The following is a 17,966-nucleotide window of genomic DNA, read 5'->3' on the forward strand; positions in this document are numbered from 1 at the left end:
GGTCAGGACTCCATCTTGCGGCCAAGCCGCAGCTGTATGAGCGTCAGAGCCAGCAGCACGAGCCCCATCAGAACGGAGGCGGCGGAAGCCAGGCCAAAGAGCCGCAGGTCGCTGCCGAAAGCCATCTGGTAGATGTACTGCACGATGAAACTGTTGGCGGTGCCGGGTCCGCCGCCGTTGGTCAGCACCCAGGCTTCGTCGAAGATCTGCACCGAACGGATCATCAGCAGGATCAGCACGACGAGCAGGTTCGGCCCGAGAAGCGGAAGCGTGATCCGGAAAAGCGTGCGCCGGGGCGAGGCCGCGTCGATCGCGGCGGCTTCGTAGAGGTCCTTGGGAATGGCCTGCAGGCCGGCGAGAAGGATCAGCGTATAAAAACCCATGTGGAACCAGACGGAAACCACCACCACGAAGAAGCGCGACCAGCCCACATCCAGCAGGAAGATCTCCGGCGGCACGCCGAGCATCTGCAGGAAGGCGTTGAGCAAGCCGTTGCGATCCAGGAACCATTTCCAGATGAGGCCGATGACGACCGGCGACAGCAGGACGGGATAAAAGAACATGGCACGGAAGAAACCGCGCGCGGCCATCGCCCGGTTAAGAATGAGCGCCGTCACCAGGGCCACGAGCAGAGTCGCCGCGACGTTGAAGCCGACGAACCAGAGCGTATTCCAGATCGCCGTCCAGAACAGGGATTCGCGGCAGCTTCCGGGACGGAGATAGTCTTCGCACTGCAGCAGCTGGCGGAAATTGTCGAGGCCGACGAAAGGCCGCTCCGACACGAAAAGGCCGGTCCCGCCGGTGAAGGCATAACCAACCGCAATCGCGATCGGCAGGAAGGTGAAGATGCCGAAAAGGATGAGGTTCGGTGCAAGGAACAGATAGGGCATCCGCTTCCTGCCCATCAGCCGTTCGAACCCGTTGATGGGCGCCTCGACTATGCCCATGACGAAATCGAGGGCACGGCCGCCGAAATCAGTCGCCTTAGGCGTGCTCATGGGCATCACTCCGTTGGCTAACAGATTGCGGCAGAGCCAGGCCGCTCTCGGGATCGAAGACGTGCACCCGACCGGGTAGCGGCATGATCCGCAGAAGGTCGCCGGGCCGCGGCGCGAAATGGCCGGTCTGGTGAACGATGATCTGTTCGCCCCGCCCCTCGAGCGTCCCGTAGACATAGGTCTCGGTCCCAAGGCTCTCGTGATACTGGACGACGAACGGCAGTCCTTCATTGCCGATCGCGAAATGCGCGGGCCGTATGCCGACAAGCACAGCCTGGCCCACTTTCGCCGCGGCGGGATCGATCGACGCAGTGAGCGGAGCGCCGTATCCGGCGTCGATCGTCACCCCGGCTAAACCGAGCGCCGTCACCTTGCCCTTCAGGATGTTCATGCGCGGCGAGCCCAGGAAGCCGGCCACGAAGAGGTTCCTCGGGTTGTCGAAGAGTTCGAGCGGCGTTCCCACCTGCTCGATCCGCCCGCCGTTCAGCACGACGATCTCGTCGGCCATGGTCATCGCCTCGACCTGATCATGGGTGACGTAGATCATTGTCGTCCCCAACTGGCGATGCAGCCGGGTGATTTCCGCCCTTGTCTGGACGCGCAGCGCCGCGTCGAGGTTGGAGAGCGGCTCGTCGAAGAGGAAGATATCGGGGTTGCGCACGATGGAGCGGCCAATCGCGACACGCTGCCGCTGGCCGCCGGAAAGCTGCCGCGGCTTGCGGTCCAGATAGGGTTCGAGCGCCAGCATGCGCGCCGCCTCCGCGATCCGCGTCTCGATCTCGCTGCGCTTGAATTTCAGGTTCTCGAGCCCGAAGGCGAGATTCTTGCGCACGCTCATATGGGGATAGAGGGCATAGGACTGGAAGACCATGGCGATCTTCCGCTCCGCCGGCGACAGCTGGACGACATCGCGCCCGCCGATCTCGATGCCGCCGGCGCTGATATCCTCCAGCCCCGCGATGATCCTCAGAAGAGTCGATTTGCCACAGCCGGACGGCCCGACAAACACGACGAACTTGCCGTCGTCGATCGTCAGGTCGATACCGTGCAGAACGGTCAGCGCACCAAATGCCTTGGTGACATTCGTAAGTTTCAGATTTCCCATTCCCTGCTCCCGTCAGGTTCAGTCACTTTATGGATGACGCTTTCGACGTTCCAGCCTTCCGGTATCGGTTGCGGCCTCTCGAAATGCGTCTCCTCGATCGCAATCCCCTCTATGCCGGCGGTGAAAAGCGCCGGCATGCCTCCCGGGTAGTCGACAAGGCCGATCACCCGTCCGTCCGCCCCTTTCGTCCAGGCATTCGCACGGCCGGCAGCGTCCGCGCTCGGTGCGATATCCGCGTAGGTCGGCCTCAGATCATAGCGAAGTCCGGTGCCGAGCAGGCCCTTCCGCTGCCGCAATCGCAGCCGTGAAAGCCTGACGCCGTGGATGCCCGCGGCGGAAGTCGAGACGAGGGCGATCGCCCCGTCCATTTGGCCGTTCAAGTCCTCGACAAGCAGGTTGCGGATGGCGCCGGCCCGGCGGGTGGGAATGCGATCCACCACCGTCACCGTCAACGCCTCGCCCGATCCCCAGAAGCCGTCGAGCGTCTCGTGGCAATCGACCTCTATCCGGGAGAAGCGGATGTCGGTCATCTGCCCGCCGTCGCGCGAAAACAGTCCCAGACCGCGATTTGAATCATGGACGCGACAGTCCTCGAAAACGACGTCCGTAAAATCGCCGTAGGATTCCGTGCCGATCTTGAGCGCGCAGCTCTTGCTCTCGACCCGGCAACGACGGACCCACACGTTTTCGCACTCTCCGATCGCTTGGCCGTCCGGTCCGGCGCTGGTCTTCAGGCAGATGCCGTCATCGGCCGTCGAGATGATGCAGTCTTCCACCACCGCATGCCGGCAGGCGTCGAGCACGAGCCCGTCGGTATTCGGCATGCGCCGGTTGTTCGTCACCTTCACGCCGCCGATATAGACGTTGTCGCAATCGACCAGATGCAGCGTCCACATCGGCGAATCGACGATTTCCAGCCTCTCGACACGCACGCCCCGGCAGGTCTCGAAGACCACCACCCGCGGGCGGAATTCCGCCGGAACGAGCGTGCCCATCGCCTCGTCGGTGCCGGCGATGAAATGCTCGCCTCCCGCCTCGATGCGTCCGGGGCCGGTCAAGGCTATATCCGTCGCGTTTCTTGCAACGATCATCGCACGGTTCGATTTCTCGGCAATGACCGAAACCGATGTCTCCTCGTAGGCTCCGTAGTCGGCCGCCGGGCGCAGGATCGCGCCCCTTGCCAGATGAAGCTCGACGCCGGATTGCAGTCTCAGGCCGCGGGTATTGTGGATGCCTTCAGCAAGTTCCACGCAGCCGCCGCCGCGCGCGGCCATCTGGTCGATTGCCGCCTGAATGCGCGCCGTCTCGTCCTCCTGCATGGGCTCTATAAGAAGGGACGGGAACCGGTTCATGCCCCATCCTCGCCTTCGAGAAGGACTTCCGTCAGCAGCAGCATCGTCAGCGCCTGGCCATAGGGGGTCGGCAGGTTGGGGATACGGCGGTAGAAGTCGAGATCGTGCCCCATCGGCGTGCCATCCGAAACACCCTGGACGACACCCTCGTCGTCGATATGGGCGAGCACCGCCGCGAGCGCCCGCTCCGCATGCACCCGGTCGGAAGCGTCGAGGATGCCCGCATCGATCGCCCGCAGGATGCCGTAGGCGATCCCGGCCGTCGCCGATGTTTCAAGGGGCGATGTCGGATCGTCGAGCAGCGTATGGAACATGCCGTCAGGGCGTTGCAGCCGCTTCAGCGATCGGACCTGGCTTGCAAGCACGTTCGACAGGAAACGCTTGTCCTTTTCCTCGAGGTCCGGGACGAGTTCGAACAGTTCGGGAATGGCAACCGTGATCCAGGCGTTGCCGCGCGCCCAGAAGGCTCTCGCAAAATTATGCCGGCCGTTGAAGGTCCAGCCGTGATACCAGAGGCCCGTGACCGGATCGGACAGATAGCGGGCATGCACCATGAACTGGTAGACGGCCTCGTCGATCCAGTCGCGGCGCCCGCAGGCGACGCCCGCCCGCGCCAGAAACAGGCCGGCCATGAACAGCGTATCGTCCCAGAGCTCGCCGTCGTTCAGCCTTTCCTTGACGACGTGCTGAAAGCCGCCGTCCTCGGTTTTCGGAAGCCGGTGGACGAGCCAGTCCGCCCAATCCTCGACAAGCGCGCGGAAATCCGGCCGGTCGACATGGTCGATAAGGATGGCGAGCGGCAGCATCGGCGCCGTGCTGTTGATCTGCCTCGGCGGCAGGCCGCGGCCGATTTGCCGGCCGTACCAGGCGACGAGATCGTCGATGGCCTGCCGGTCGCCGGCGGCCAGCGCGCGGCGCAGGAAGCCATAAAGGCCGACGCCAACTTCCCAGTCCCATTCGTCGAACTGGATACCGCCATCCGCATCGGCACCGGCAAGGCCTTCCTTGATGCCCTTGAGGCGGCTGAACGCAACCGCGACCTGATCGATCGTCTCCTGCAGGGCCGGTTTGTTGAGGGTCATCGAATCCATCGGTCAGAATGTCCTTTATGCATAAAATGGATGGTCGCCGGCGGCGGTCGTGCTGTCATAGGTCAGGATCGGCACGGGCTGATCGTGGATGAAGGGCCGCGGCTCTCCACCAACGGTGAATTCGCCGGCATAGGAGAGTGTCAATGTTTCGCGGTCCGGCGGTGAAAGGCTCAGCACCTTGCTTCCGGTATCGAACGAGACGGAGGTGGCGCGGATGCGCTCGACGAAACGGCGGAAAGCGGCTTCGTCGCCCGCGCCCACCACGGCCGCCCAGCCGGTGAGCGCACCCTCGGAACGCGCCTCGCGCCCGGCGGTTGCTCCGTCGGCCACGAGTCCAAGTCCGTTGGTCGCATAAAGTGCCGCAAAACCCCGGCCTGAGCGGGTCAGGAGCCAGTTTCCGTCAATGACGACCTCGTCGAGGCCGTCGCGGCCAAGATAGGCATGGGTCCAGGCATGGCGCGTGCCTTCGGTGTCGGCGATCAGCAGGGCGACGTCGCGATATTGCATGACGCGGGGCAGGATGCCGTTGCCGGCCCAATAGGACGGGCGCTGCGTGCCCCACGGGTCGTCTTCTCCGGGATGGTTGACCCAGAGCCTCGCCATCGGGTGGCCGGCGAGCCGGATGTCGAGCACGTGCTGCTGGTGGCCCTTCCGACCCGTCTTGTGATCGACCACCGTCGAGAGCTGCGAGGCCTCCGTCTTGAAAAGCACCAGCTTGCCGCTTTCGAGCCCTTGGGCATAACGCGCCTCGATCGAGCGTCCGGGCGCCAGCTGGGCAAACTCCGGCAGGTCGTCCGGCGGCGCGTAGGAGCCGACGCAGAACATCGGAAGCGAAGCGACGCCGCCGTTCAGCCAGCCGCTGCCGAATGCCACGCGGGCGAACGGTGCGAGTTCCGTCAGTGGGCCGGCCCTCAGCTCCTTGTCATAGGCGCGCCCCTGCGAGCCGGCGGGAACGCCCGCCAGTGTGTGCAGCGCGATCATCCGGAAGATCAGATCCAGCTGATGACGGGCACGCGGGGCGATACCGTCGCCGCCCCAGCGTTCGAGGGCGAGCAGACCGATGAAATCCACCGGATAATAGGCTGCGGAATTCCATTCGGCGAGGCCGTGTGCCTCGACGCTGTCGAACCAGCGGCGAAGCCGGTCTTCCGCCAGCTGCGCCTGCTCGCGGCCCGTCCTGCCGGAAGCGGAAAACACGGTATCCGGCATCAACCTACCGGCGATCAACTGGCTCGTGTGGAAACACAGGACATGGTTCTCGCTCCAGAACCACATGACGTCGTTGCCGGGCTCGTCCACCCAGTAACGGTAACCGGCGACGGATGCGCGGATTCTTTCTGCCGTTTCGGATGACAGGACATGCTCGTATTCCCCAAGGAGCCAGAGAAGCGGCACCATCACGAAATCGGAACAATCCTCCCGCCGGTCGATGACTTCGAGGGTGGAGGCGATGATCCTGTCCATCGCCTCCCCCTCGATCTCGCCGACTGCCGCCATGGCGAGGACTCGGCCGATGCGCTCGGCACCGAAACGGGCGCTGAAGATCAGCGCCTCGCGTTTGCGTTCGGCAAGCGTCGCTGCGGCCCGCGGCAGTCCGAGGCCGCTCATGAAGGCGGCGTCGATATGGCGGGCGACGACTGCTGCGCCGGAGCCCATCTTCAGCCTGATGCCGTGATATCCGTCCGGCAGGCCCTTGATGGCAGGAGCGACCAGCCGGGTCTCCTGGGCACCAAGCGTCAGGTCGGCCCTTGCCAGCACCGCCCGGTCGTGACCATGGCTATAGACTTCGATGCCGACCGGCAGATCGGCGCCCGGCGGGCTGTCGAAAAGGATCTCCAGCGGGCGATCGACGAAAACGTCGGCGGCGGGCCGAATGGCGCGCGCAAGGAGTTCGAGCCGCCGAACCTCCTGCCGGTCCAGTTCCGCGGGCAAAGCGATGTCCAGCGGCCTGTCGTCGGCCAGTTCCAGCTCGAAGAACCAGATCGTGTCCCGCTCCGCGAGGTCTTCGGTCAAGAGAAGGATGTCGTTGTCGCCGGCCTTCAGCGCCAGGACGATCCCTGTCTCGCTCTCGACATTGCGCCGGAAAGGCTCGAACCGCACCTGTTCTTCGCCATTCACCCAGATCCGCACACCGCCGCAGGTTCTCAGCCGCATCGGCACGCGGCGGGCAGCCTCGGCCCGGAAACTGCCGCGCAGCCAGCGGCTGACATGGGTGGGCACGTGCCAGAAGCCGGTGAATTCGACGCGGCGGTTCGGCCCCGGCAGGTTCAGGGAGGCCGGCTTCCAGTCGTGCTCGGCACGGATTTCCCGCCCGATCATCTGCGCCTGGAAGGTTTTCCGGCAAGGCAGGTCGCCGACATCCACGAAGCCGTTGATGAAGCGGTAATTGACGCGATCTTCCGCCGGCGCCGGTTCGCCTGGAAAATACGCCTGGCGCAGATCCGAAACGACCCACGCGGTGAAGGTTTCGCCGGGGGCGACGTGATAGCCAGCGGCGCGCGAACGGTCCGCGGCTGTAGGTGACTGCTCCATGACTGCCTCCCAGATCATGAAAATATTTTTATTACTCGAACTTCGCCTGCTCCGGCTTTGTGAGTAGTTTCGAATTTAGCCGACAAAACAGCTTGACGTTTGGATTGTCAAGCGTCAAAAAAGAGAAATTCGAAGGTGAAACTCCGAAAGAGAACCTTCCGAATTGTGAAAATATTTTCATTGGGAGGATGAAAAATGCAGAGACTTCCATCAGGGATATCAGGGATAAGTGCATTCGTATTCTCGGCCTTCGCTCTTTCGGGCGTGGCCATGGCGGACGCCAAGACAATCACTTTCCTGTTCACCGACGACGACCAGGGTTATGTCGAGCGCATGGCTGCCTTGAGCAAGGAGTTCGAGGCGTCGCATCCCGACGTCAAGGTCAATTTCGTGTCTTCCGGCTATGATGCGGTGGTGAAGCAACTGCCGGTCCAGCTGGCCGCAGGCAAGGGACCGGACCTCGCCAAGATCACCGACTGGCAGCTCGCACCCTACTATCTCGACATGCGCAGCTACATGAAGGACCCCGACACCTTCGCCAAGCTCCACGGAGACAGCCTCAACCAGCTTCGGCTGCCCAATATCAACGACCCGAAGTCGATCAACGGTTACGTCGCGTCCCAGACGCTGAACCTGCCGTTCGTCAACAAGACCTTGTTTGAGCAGGCCGGCGAACCGCTGCCCGGCCCGAAGGCCACGCTCAAGGAGATCGTCGAAGCCTCCGCCCGCGTCGCCAAGGCGACGGGCGCACAGATCCCCTTCACCATGGACCGGTCCGGCCACCGCTTCTCCGGCGGCGCCTATTCCTACGGTTCGGTCTATGTGAAGGACGGCAAGTTCAGCTTCCCGGATGCGGCCGCCCGCAAATATATCGCCGACCTCTATTCCTGGACCCAGAACGGCAGTTTCCCCAAGGAAATGTGGGGCGCAGCCGGCGGCTCGCAGTACAAGAACATGGGCGATGAGTTCGTCAACGGCAACGTCGTCACCTATCTCGCCGGCAACTGGATGGTGAACCCCTTCCAGAAGAAGATCGGCAATGCCTTCCAGTGGACGGCCATCAATGCGCCGTGCGGCGATGCCGGTTGTTATGCGATGCCGGGCGCGACCGCGATCGTCGGCTTCAAGCGCACCGAACACCCCGAAGCGGTCGCCCAGTTCATCGAATTTCTCGGCTCGGAGAAGGTACAGCGCGAGATTGCCGAAAATTACGTCATCTTGACGGGAGCCGACATCAAGAACCCGCAATACAAGATCTCGAGCAATGACGCCAAGGCATCCATGGCGGTCTTTCTGGACAACAAGAAGAACGTTCCCCAGGTCGCGCGGGATTTCGAACGCTTGAAGGGCGGCACGGCGATCTACCAGCAGATCGTCCAGCGCATGAGCCAGCTCATCGTCGGCGAGTTGAGCCTGGAGGAAACCTACAAGAACCTCGAGGCCGACGCCGGCAAGATCAACGAGGCGCTGGCGGTGAAGTGACGATCCGGCATGCCGGGTGGGCACAGAACCCGGCATGCCTTCCCAGGGACCTGGGGCCGCAAAGTGGCCCCCGATCTGACGACAGACGCTCGGCTGCGGGTCTGCCGGACAGTACGGCTGGATATCAATTTGCAGGGGTCTGGCCAAGAAGGCGCTGCCCCTAGCGCTCTCTGGCTGGCTCACCCGGCTGCGGCGCCGACGGTGGTCATTCCGACGACCAGCAAAGCGATGATGATCAGCAGCCAACGCGCCTGATAGACACTCTCTTCCATCTGAACCTCCCTTTTTGAGACGCGCTGAACAACGCGATCGTGACTTAAGTTCCGCGTTCGGGGCCTTTTCCTCACCGCACCGGACCTTAGTCGATGACGCCCGTGGTCGAAGGTCTCAGCCCTGATAGGACTGAAGCCCTAGCGCGGAACATGCGCCGCCGATGGTCAGTTCGTTCCACAGCTTCGGAGACGCGGTCGCGGTCGGAAGCATGTGGAAACTCAAGGAGATAAAAAGATGAACATCGTTACTCGCGTGGCCTTTGCCACGGCGCTTCTCGCGGGCACAACCCTGTCCGCCTTCGCCCAGACAAGCAGCACGGTCGGTACCGGCGGAACCAGCGCCGGCGGCGGCACATCCAGCAGCACAGTTGGCACCGGGGGCAGTTCTGCCGGTACGAACTGTGCGCCGGGCACCACCAATTGCGGCTCTGGTTCCGCCTCCACGTTGGGCACCGGCGGTTCTTCTGCCGGCGATGGCCAGTCCAGCAGCTCGGTTGGCACTGGCGGTTCGGCGGCGGGCACTGGCAGCGGCTCCGGCTCGGCGTCGACGCTCGGCACCGGTGGCACGTCCGCGGGCGATGGCCAGTCCAGCAGTTCCGTCGGCACCGGCGGGTCGGCGGCAGGTTCGGGCAGCGGTTCAGGCTCCGCTTCGACGCTCGGGACCGGCGGCACCTCGGCCAAGGACGGCATGTCGACCAGTTCCGTCGGAACCGGCGGCAGCTCGGCTGGCGCCGCCGGCCTGGAACACGGACAAGGCAAGAAGGCATGTCCTCCGGGCCAGGCCAAGAAAGACGGCGCTTCCTGCTAGTCCCATCCATCGGACGAGGGCGGATCGTTCCGCCTTCGTCCTATCCATAGGAGAGCCGAAATGACCTCGGCATCATTCGCATATAAAGGGGCCTTCGCCCTGCCGCTGATACTGGCGGTGATCATCGCAGGCTCGGCCTTTGCCAGTGAGACCGTCAAGCTCGACGACGGCACGACCTGCACCGTCATCGAAAGCACGGGCTCGATCGGCAACGGACCGTCGACATCTGTCACCGCAGGCGGCGGCAGCATATCGTCCTCGACGACGATCGACGGCAAGACCACGACGATGCACTCGGGTGGTGGCTCCGCATCGTCCAGCGCCGGTTCGTCCGTCACAACCGGCACCGCCGGTAGTCAGGCATTTTCGACGGCAAGCGTCATCCGGCCCGATGGAACCGTCATCACCCGCCGGTCGGATGGCACCTGCGACGTCACCAAGCCTCAGAAATGAAGGAGATTGACATGTCGAAGACAATATCCCTGGCGGGCCTGGCGCTTATTGCCTCGGTCGCCACCACCCCCGTGCTTGCACAGGACTGCAACTCGGCCGGCACGGTCGGCTCCGCCGGCAGTGCCGCCGCAGGTGGCACATCGGCAAGCACACTCGGCACTGCGGGAGCCTGCCAGACCGACGACGGCACCACAGCCTCGATCGGCTCCGGAGGCAGTGCGGCGACAGCCGACGGCGAAGCCCGGAGCCAGACCAAGATCAACGAGAACCCGAACCAGCTGAAGGCTCAGTCCAAGGCGCAGGCCATGGACCAGGGCACATTCAGCAAATCGCAGACGAAGACGCGGGTCAAGGATGACGAGCTACAAAGCAAGACGCGCAGCATGTCCCACGTCCCAGGGCAGAAACCGGTCAAAAGCACCACAGACAGCAACGTCATTCTGCCGCAGCAGTGACTTGGAAAACGACGATCGGCTCCCCTCCCAAAGCGGGAGCCGACACCGACCTGCGGCGTCAGCTCCGGTTCCCGGCCTCTTTTTCGCCGCCCCTGACGATTTGCGCCTTTTCGCCCACCGGCGGGAACCGAATGCCGGCCTGGGGCTTTGAATCGCGCAGACTTCGGAGGATGAAGATGGACGAAAATACTTATGAGCAACTCAGCACCATGAGCCAACAGCTGCACAAGCGCGCGCTTGCGCTGTCCCACCAGGGGAAGGAGGCTGACCTCGCGATGCTGATGTCGGCACAGGCCGTGACAATGGACGCAGTCAAATCCCTCGGGGAAGCCTTGAACAGGATCAATGGGCCGCTTGGGCTTGGAGCGGCGGGAGACTAGGCGGGCATCTCCCTGTTTTCCTTCATGCACTTCCCATGTCAGCGGCACGACCAAGGCTGAACGGAACTTTCAACGCGACGACGGGTTGGATTTCCAGGAAGAGGAGGAGGAGAACGAGATGCATCGCAAACCCGACCACCAACATGGACTGGCGTTTTACATCGGGCTTAACGCGGCGCTGGGCTGCCTGATCATCGCCAGCGTCCTGCTTGCGGGAGCGGCCTGAAGGTTAGCTCGATCCGGGGAGCCGTCGATGCTCCCGAACCGGCAGCGATCTCTGCGCGCCGTCACCGGTCGAGGCCTGGACATGTTTGTCGCTGGCGTGGCGGTCGCAGCGTTCTGCCTCTACGTGTTCATCGCGCCGTATGGGATCCATGCCCGCACCTGACGCCGTCACCTTGCGCCTCGGCGCGGGAGGACATCAGACGCCAACCGTTCAAATTGCCTGGTTTCGGGTTGCAGACCGGTAACTACCCGACCAGCTAAAGCCCCCGCCCGTTCTTGTCATATGCTAATTGTGACAAAAATTCGCACCAGAACGATACGCCGAGGAAACCCTAAATATGCCCGACCGAATTCCGGGTTATGCGCGCGTGCCCGCCACGGTGCATTGCTGGTCAGAAGACGTCCCCAGCCAGACCTTCGCCTCGCTGGAAAAGGCCTTGGCCTACTGCAGACAAAATATCGGCGAGCTTCCGGCAATCGAGGTCTTCGTTCATTGCGGCCAGATTCCCGAGCCGATCATCAGCGGTGACGAGCTCTTGGCCCTGATGAAGGCAAAACGGCGCAAGCTGATCTGATAGCGCTTGTCTCAGCTCTGTCCCGACCAAAATCTGAGACGCAGGCGACGATGCGCCTCTGGCAGGATGTCGCCTTGCGACATTAAAGGTGACTGACTTTATCTTGTTAAAACGAGCAGGAACGGTTATTCGCCATGGCAGACTTGAACCAGGACCTGCCATGCTTACGCTAAAATCCACCTTGACCGCGCTGTTGATCGCGACCGCATCCAGCTTCACTGTTTCCTCGGCATTCGCATCGACGAAATACCCCCTGACCATCGAAAACTGCGGCGCGCAGGTCAGCTTTCAGAAGGCGCCGGAGCGGGCGATCGGGCTTGGCCAGAACAGCGCCGAAATCCTGTTGCTGCTCGGCCTCCAGGACAAGATGGCCGGCACCGCCTTCTGGCCGAGCAAGGTTCTGCCGCAGCTTGCCGAAGCCAATGCCAAGGTCAAGCTTCTGAGCGTCGAATTCCCGACCTTCGAATCGATCCTGGCCGAGAACCCGGATTTCGTGGCCGCCGCTTTGCCAAGCCTGGTCGGCCCGAGCAGCAAGGTCGCCAAGCGTGAGGACTTCGACAAGGTCGGCGTATCGACCTATCTCTCGCCCAGCACCTGCCTCAGCACCAAGGAGGTCAAGGACCAGTACGGCAGCCGCGCCCAACTCTGGAACATGGATCTGCTCTACAAGGAAATCGACGAACTGTCGCAGATCTTCGATGTCGCCGATCGCGGCCAGGCACTGATCGCCGACTTCAAGGCGCGCGAGGCCAAACTTCGCTCCAGCGTTTCGAAAGACGGCAAAAGCCTCTCCTATGTCTTCTGGTTCTCCAGCCCCAGCCCGTCGGCCGATGCCTATCTTGGCGGCAAAAACGCCGCGTCTGGCTTCATCGCCGATGTCCTGGGCGGCCGCAATGCCGTCACCGCCGAAGCCGAATGGCCGACGCTCGGCTGGGAAAGCATTATCGCTGCCAATCCGGACGTGATCGTCGTTGCGAATCTGGACCGCAACCGCTGGGAGCTCGACAAGCCGGAAGCAAAGATCAGGTTCCTGACCACCGATCCGGCCGTCAGCCAGATCACCGCCGTGAAGAACAAGGCACTGGTGGTGATGGACGGTCAGGCCATGAACCCGACCGTGCGGACGATCTACGGCGCCGAACAGGTGGCCGAACAGTTGAAGGCCCTCGGTCTTCTGAAGTGACGGAAACGCGCCGCTCCCTTCAGCCGCTTTTCGCCTTCGCAGCCGTGCTGGTGGCTTCGCTTGCAGCCATCGGTCTCGTCGTCGGCATAAGCGTCGGGATTGGTGATCTGCCGATCCCGCTCGCGACGACCTTTTCTGCGGTCACCAACCGGCTGGGGTGGACGGCGGTCGGGCTCAACCGTATCCATGAGACGGTCATCTGGGATTACCGTCTCAGCCGGGCACTGGTCGCGGCCTTTTGCGGTGCGGGTCTCGCCCTGTCGGGGGCAATCATGCAGTCGCTGCTGCGCAACCCGCTTGCCGAACCGTATGTTCTCGGCATTTCCGCCGGCGCGTCTACCGGAGCCGTCGCGATCGTCATCCTCGGTGTCGGCGCGGGCGCGGTTTCATTGTCGGCCGGCGCCTTTGCCGGCGCCTTCGCGGCCTTCTTCTTCGTGGCCCTGCTATCCAACGGCACGCGCGGCGGTGCGGACCGCACCATCCTTGCCGGTGTCGCCGCTTCGCAGCTCTTCAATGCATCAACGTCCTACATCGTCACGACATCGGGCAATGCCCAGCAGGCGCGCGACGTGATGTTCTGGCTGCTTGGCAGTTTCGGCGGGGTGCGCTGGCCGGAACTGATGCTGGTCTCGATCATCGTCGGCATCGCACTGCTGGCCTGCCTGCTTTATGCCCGCGTACTCGATGCCTTTGCCTTCGGCGACGAAGCGGCGGCGTCGCTCGGTGTCAATGTCGCGCGGGCACGCATCGTGCTTTTCGCCCTGACGGCGATGATGACGGCGACGATCGTCAGCATGGTCGGCTCGATCGGCTTCGTCGGCCTTGTCGTCCCGCATGTGGCGCGGTTCGCCGTCGGGCCGCTGCATGTTCGATTGCTTCCCGCCTGCGCCGTCATCGGTGCCGTTTTCATGGTAGTGGCGGATATTGCGTCGCGCACCCTTATCCCGCAGCAGGTCCTGCCGATCGGCGTCGTCACCGCGCTGGTCGGCGTGCCCTTCTTTTCGATCATCCTCTACCGGTTCCAACGCGCGTCATGAGCATCAAGACCGAGAACCTCACCTGGAAAATTGGCAGGAAGACCGTGCTCGACGGGGTTTCGTTCGAGGCACGACCGGGCAAGACGCTCGGCCTGCTCGGACCGAACGGCTCGGGAAAGACGTCGCTCCTGCGTTTGCTCGCGGGTCTGAAACTGCCGCATTCGGGCTCCATCATGCTCGAGGGCAAGGATCTCAAGACGATTGGGCGGCGTGCGATCGCAAAGCGGGTCGCCTTCGTTGAACAGCACGCCACGACCAATGCCAATCTGCGGGTCGTCGATGTGGTGAAGCTCGGGCGGTTTCCGCACCGGTCGATATTTTCCGGCTGGTCGCTCACCGACGACGAAGCGGTCGAGACCGCTCTTGCGCGGGCCGGCATGGCCCACAAGCGCAACGACCGCTGGCAATCGCTTTCAGGCGGCGAGAAGCAACGCACCCATATCGCAAGGGCGCTGGCGCAATCGCCGAAGGAACTCATCCTCGACGAGCCGACCAACCATCTGGATATCCAGCATCAAATCGGCCTGATGCGGCTGGTTTCCGGCCTGCCAATGACGAGCATCATCGCGCTTCACGATCTCAATCATGCAGCCATGTTCTGCGATGAGCTGATCGTCATGCAGAACGGCAGGATCGTCGCCAGCGGGGCACCGGAAGAGGTGATGACCGAAGCTCTGCTAAGGGAGGTATTCTGCGTCGAAGCACGGGTAGAAGCTTCGCCGCACCATTCACGACCCCATATCCACTACCTCGTCTGACAACTCCCCACCTGCGACGGGGCGCGATCGCGCCGCCCGCATCAACGGAACCGAAGGCCGCTGCGCGAACGCCGGCTGGAACAACAAACCCGGTCATTTGTTGGTCGACCATCCGGAACCGGAGGGTACGACATGAAACGTCTTCTCATCACGGCAGCGGCCGTTCTTTCGCTGTCGGCCAACCTGTCACTCGCGCAGGAAACCCCAAACGCGTCTCCCGGTGCCCCGCCACAGGCTGAGCGGGACCGAGCCCCAAACGCATCGCCTGGTCCTCGGGAACCGGGCGCTGACAGGGACGGAGACGAATGGCGCATGGCTCCCATGGCGGACCGTCGACCGCTACGGGAACGCGGCGCGCGGTTCCGCATCGAGAACGGACGAACCACAATCGACCTGCGTTGCGCCGACGGCGAACCGACAAAGGATTGCGCGGATCTTCTCCTGCAGGTGCTGGACCGGCTGGAGCGAGGGAGGTCTTCGGACGATTCCGACTCCCGCGACGACGGCCGGGACCGCTCACGTTATCGCTGAGACCGGCTGAGACCAGAAGGAAACCAGATAGGTCCTTCTTCAAGCCGCCCCACCGCAACTCTCGTAGAAGAGAGCCTGTCGGGACTTGAGCGGACGTGCGCGAAGGCCGCCCTCACGCGAACGTACATAAGCTGAAGCGCAGATGAATACGGACTTCAGCAACGGTTCAAGGATCGCGCTGCAATCTGTCAGCGTGTGCACTCTGGAGGAAACCGATGCGCAGGATAATCTTAGCGGCCAGTTTAGTCGCAGCTTGTCTTTTTGGACTTGGAGGCGCGGCAAATGCCATGCCGATCGGAAACATTGCCGTCCCGGCAAAACCAACCGCCGAAAAGGTCGATTGGGCTTGCGGCCGCGGTTACCACCTGAACAGGTGGGGCGATTGCCGCCCCAACCGCTGGCGGCCGCCGCCCCGCTACAGCCATCGGTGGGATCGTCGGGATCGATGGGATTACCGAGGACCGCCTCGCTGGGAATGGCGAGGTCACCGCGACTGGCGCGATCACCGGGATTGGCGTTGATATGGGAAAGCCCTTCTGCTCTGCAGAGGGGCTTTCTCGATGGCGGGGGTTGCCAAAGGGCGGGTCGCACGCTTGGCTAAGCCCGGTGGCGCCCGATGCGGACAATATCGCCTCTCACGCGACCGCCGGATTCTGACGGCAGGGGTTGAATTTTAGCCACTTCTAACGAACATTTGCCAGCTGGGAGCGTTCTATCGTTAGAAGGAGGAGATTTCATGAAAAAGGATACCAACCGGCAGGTCAGAATTCCTGGGCCACGCGACCACGACGTCGCCGAACACTGCCGCAAGAATGGAATGCGGCTGGAGGACGAGAGGAAGATGCTAAGGCTGCTGGGAAAGCAGGCGCCGGTACACGAGATCCAGTCGAACTCGCCGCCACGACCGCCGCGATTCCGCTAGGCGGCACCCCAGGCTTTACAATGCTACAGCCCCATTCCCGCCGGTCGCGTCCGGTGCACTCCTTTGGGAATGAAGGCGAAGACTTCCGCAATGCCCAAAAGGTCTGCGGCAAGATGCAGGGTCGAAAGCCACATTTCCGTGCCCTGCAGGCTTCCGGCCTGACCATCGGCGAAAGCGAAGCCTCTTTTTGCCTGCCACCGGTCCGGCGAACGCAGAATGACGTCTTCAGCCACGGCTTCCGCCTGGCGGCGCATGAAATCCGTCTGCTTGAGGCACAGCCAAAGCGGATGGATCGTATCGAGCAGATTGCAGGCGGTATAGGTCGGGCCGGAAAAACCGCCGTTGTTTCGATAATGCGACATCACGGAATTGACCGCGGCTTCAGGGAATGGGACCGGGATGCCGAACTGGGCATGCGCTCCGCGCGTGAGGCGATAAAAGCCGTTTATCGGCTGCAGGAGCCCCTGTTCGGCGGTCGGCTTTCCCCACAGTCCGGTCGAACGATCGACATGGGTCGTCAGCCAGCCAAAGAGGATTTCCTTGCCCCTGCCGCTTCTGAAATACCGGGCGTTGAAATATAGCGCGGTGGCGATCCCATCCACCCGGTCGCCGCACCACCATGCGCGAGTGCTCCAAGGCAGGGCCTCCAGCCAATCGCAAAGCGCAACCGCATCTATCTCGACGCCGGAAATGGGTTGGGATGGATGAGCGCCGAGTATCTCCAGCGCATAACCGACCGCAAGGACGTTATAGAGAGCCGGGGAATCATCACGGATATTCTTCGCGGGGTCGGGTGACCGAAACGGATCGGGGAAAAAGCCGGTGGAAGGGTCCTGCAGCGCCTGCAAACGATCGACGATTGCCTTCGCCTCGTTCCCTGAAGGCTGTTCTCCAAAACCGGCGGCGATCTCGATCGCATCGCATTCGTGCCTGACGCTCAAACGCGCTATACCATCGGCGTCTGCCGATATATAGCCGTCCGGCGTCAGATGCTGTTCCAGCACATCCCGCCATTCGGTTTCGGCCACCTTGCTGACCCGCAGCAACGCCTGCTCGACCTCGCCCCGGCGCGACTTTCCAGCGGCTGCCGTTTCGCCGCGACGGCGCACGACTTTGGCCGGCACCCCCGCCGCGATCGCCAGATCGGGAATATCCTTTGTGACAACCGCCCCGGCAGCGATAACGGCACCGCTGCCGATCGTCACGCCGTCAAGGATGACTGCGTTGGCGCCGATCCACACATCATCGCCAATCGTAATGCCGAGCGTTTCGTGAGGTTGATCGTTGATGGGTATATTCGGATCGTCGAAACCGTGATTGAACCCGACGATCGAGACGAGCGACGCAATACGTACGCCGTTTCCGCACCGGACCTTTCCGGAAATACAGGCGTAAGGGTTGATCGAACAATTGGAGCCGATTTCCACATCTCCCCGCACGAGAGCATGCCCCGCAATCCACGAACGATCGCCGACGATCAGAGAGGAGGTAAAAATGCGGGCATCGCTTGCGATGTAAGCGGTGTCCGCGATTTGCGCGCCGGCAGATCGCGCCAGCTTCTCCTTCAATTTCTTTTGGAGATTGCCTTCAATATCCGCGGGTTTGCGTTCCCAGGTGAGGAATTGCAGCCTGGCTTCTCGATCCATCTCGGGTTCCGGCATTTCGGGATCGCTCCACATTCCTTCATTCATCCTGCATCTCCCCCCAATTCCTCGCAGCCAGTTCGTCCCCCTTGGCCCCCGGCAGATGGTTGCTCCAGAATGGTGCGAGCGGCGTCATCATACCAATTTTCGCAATTCGCCGAGTT

Annotated in this window: 18 protein-coding genes; 12 read left to right on the forward strand and 6 right to left on the reverse strand. The window is 62.6% G+C overall.

Translation table 11 applies throughout. The annotated features are described in order from the left end of the window. Positions 1–2: 2 nt before the first annotated feature. From ABCW43_RS22820 to ABCW43_RS22840, 5 genes are read right to left on the reverse strand one after another with little or no spacing between them, the layout of a single operon-like run. Positions 3–998, reverse strand: a complete 996-nt coding sequence (locus ABCW43_RS22820) for a carbohydrate ABC transporter permease (protein WP_345928677.1) — start codon at positions 996–998, stop codon at positions 3–5. After that, entirely contained in the window at positions 985–2,103 is a 1,119-nt protein-coding gene (locus ABCW43_RS22825; RefSeq protein ID WP_345928679.1) for an ABC transporter ATP-binding protein, read from the reverse strand. Before ABCW43_RS22825 ends, ABCW43_RS22820 begins: the two co-directional genes overlap by 14 nt. After that, a complete protein-coding gene (gene pglB / locus ABCW43_RS22830; RefSeq protein WP_345928681.1) occupies positions 2,091–3,455 on the reverse strand; it encodes a polygalacturonase PglB in 1,365 nt (454 codons plus the stop codon). Before pglB ends, ABCW43_RS22825 begins: the two co-directional genes overlap by 13 nt. After that, a complete protein-coding gene (gene bglB / locus ABCW43_RS22835) occupies positions 3,452–4,546 on the reverse strand; it encodes a beta-galactosidase BglB (RefSeq protein WP_345928683.1) in 1,095 nt (364 codons plus the stop codon). The genes pglB and bglB overlap by 4 nt, the downstream gene beginning before the upstream one ends. A 15-nt stretch (positions 4,547–4,561) precedes the next feature. Further along, entirely contained in the window at positions 4,562–7,078 is a 2,517-nt protein-coding gene (locus ABCW43_RS22840) for a hypothetical protein (protein WP_345928685.1), read from the reverse strand. Positions 7,079–7,273: 195 nt separating this feature from the next. Here ABCW43_RS22840 and ABCW43_RS22845 point away from each other — a divergent pair, with 195 nt between their 5' ends. The 12 genes from ABCW43_RS22845 to ABCW43_RS22895 all read left to right on the forward strand — a co-directional run bounded on the left by ABCW43_RS22845 (position 7,274) and on the right by ABCW43_RS22895 (position 16,159). After that, entirely contained in the window at positions 7,274–8,560 is a 1,287-nt protein-coding gene (locus tag ABCW43_RS22845; protein WP_345928687.1) for an ABC transporter substrate-binding protein, read from the forward strand. 507 nt (positions 8,561–9,067) lie between these two features. Further along, positions 9,068–9,640 (forward strand): hypothetical protein, encoded by a 573-nt coding sequence (locus tag ABCW43_RS22850; RefSeq protein ID WP_345928689.1) that lies wholly within the window; start codon positions 9,068–9,070, stop codon positions 9,638–9,640. 60 nt (positions 9,641–9,700) lie between these two features. Next, a complete protein-coding gene (locus ABCW43_RS22855; protein ID WP_345928691.1) occupies positions 9,701–10,093 on the forward strand; it encodes a hypothetical protein in 393 nt (130 codons plus the stop codon). A gap of 11 nt (positions 10,094–10,104) precedes the next feature. Then, positions 10,105–10,548, forward strand: coding sequence for a hypothetical protein (locus ABCW43_RS22860; protein WP_345928693.1), 444 nt, complete (start codon positions 10,105–10,107; stop codon positions 10,546–10,548). 176 nt (positions 10,549–10,724) lie between these two features. Next, entirely contained in the window at positions 10,725–10,928 is a 204-nt protein-coding gene (locus ABCW43_RS22865) for a hypothetical protein (RefSeq protein ID WP_345928695.1), read from the forward strand. Positions 10,929–11,491: 563 nt separating this feature from the next. Next, positions 11,492–11,728 (forward strand): hypothetical protein, encoded by a 237-nt coding sequence (locus ABCW43_RS22870; protein WP_345928697.1) that lies wholly within the window; start codon positions 11,492–11,494, stop codon positions 11,726–11,728. Between the two features lie 160 nt (positions 11,729–11,888). Beyond that, complete coding sequence (locus ABCW43_RS22875; protein WP_345928699.1) at positions 11,889–12,911, forward strand: ABC transporter substrate-binding protein; 1,023 nt, start codon at positions 11,889–11,891, stop codon at positions 12,909–12,911. Then, positions 12,908–13,948 carry a FecCD family ABC transporter permease gene (locus tag ABCW43_RS22880; RefSeq protein WP_345928701.1) on the forward strand — a complete coding sequence of 347 codons (1,041 nt, stop codon included), beginning with the start codon at positions 12,908–12,910 and terminating at the stop codon, positions 13,946–13,948. The genes ABCW43_RS22875 and ABCW43_RS22880 overlap by 4 nt, the downstream gene beginning before the upstream one ends. Beyond that, positions 13,945–14,706: an ABC transporter ATP-binding protein gene (locus ABCW43_RS22885; protein WP_345928703.1), complete on the forward strand. Its 762-nt coding sequence runs from the start codon at positions 13,945–13,947 to the stop codon at positions 14,704–14,706. The genes ABCW43_RS22880 and ABCW43_RS22885 overlap by 4 nt, the downstream gene beginning before the upstream one ends. Positions 14,707–14,838: 132 nt before the next feature. Then, a complete protein-coding gene (locus tag ABCW43_RS22890) occupies positions 14,839–15,237 on the forward strand; it encodes a hypothetical protein (RefSeq protein WP_345928705.1) in 399 nt (132 codons plus the stop codon). Positions 15,238–15,524: 287 nt separating this feature from the next. Continuing rightward, complete coding sequence (locus tag ABCW43_RS28875; protein WP_370688933.1) at positions 15,525–15,758, forward strand: GCG_CRPN prefix-to-repeats domain-containing protein; 234 nt, start codon at positions 15,525–15,527, stop codon at positions 15,756–15,758. A gap of 215 nt (positions 15,759–15,973) precedes the next feature. After that, a complete protein-coding gene (locus ABCW43_RS22895) occupies positions 15,974–16,159 on the forward strand; it encodes a hypothetical protein (protein WP_345928707.1) in 186 nt (61 codons plus the stop codon). Positions 16,160–16,182: 23 nt separating this feature from the next. Here the strand turns inward: ABCW43_RS22895 and ABCW43_RS22900 are convergent, their stop codons facing one another. After that, positions 16,183–17,850 carry an acyltransferase gene (locus tag ABCW43_RS22900; RefSeq protein ID WP_345928709.1) on the reverse strand — a complete coding sequence of 556 codons (1,668 nt, stop codon included), beginning with the start codon at positions 17,848–17,850 and terminating at the stop codon, positions 16,183–16,185. Positions 17,851–17,966 lie beyond the last annotated feature (116 nt).

It is taken from the genome of Neorhizobium tunisiense (genome assembly GCF_039631515.1).
Lineage (GTDB): Bacteria > Pseudomonadota > Alphaproteobacteria > Rhizobiales > Rhizobiaceae > Neorhizobium.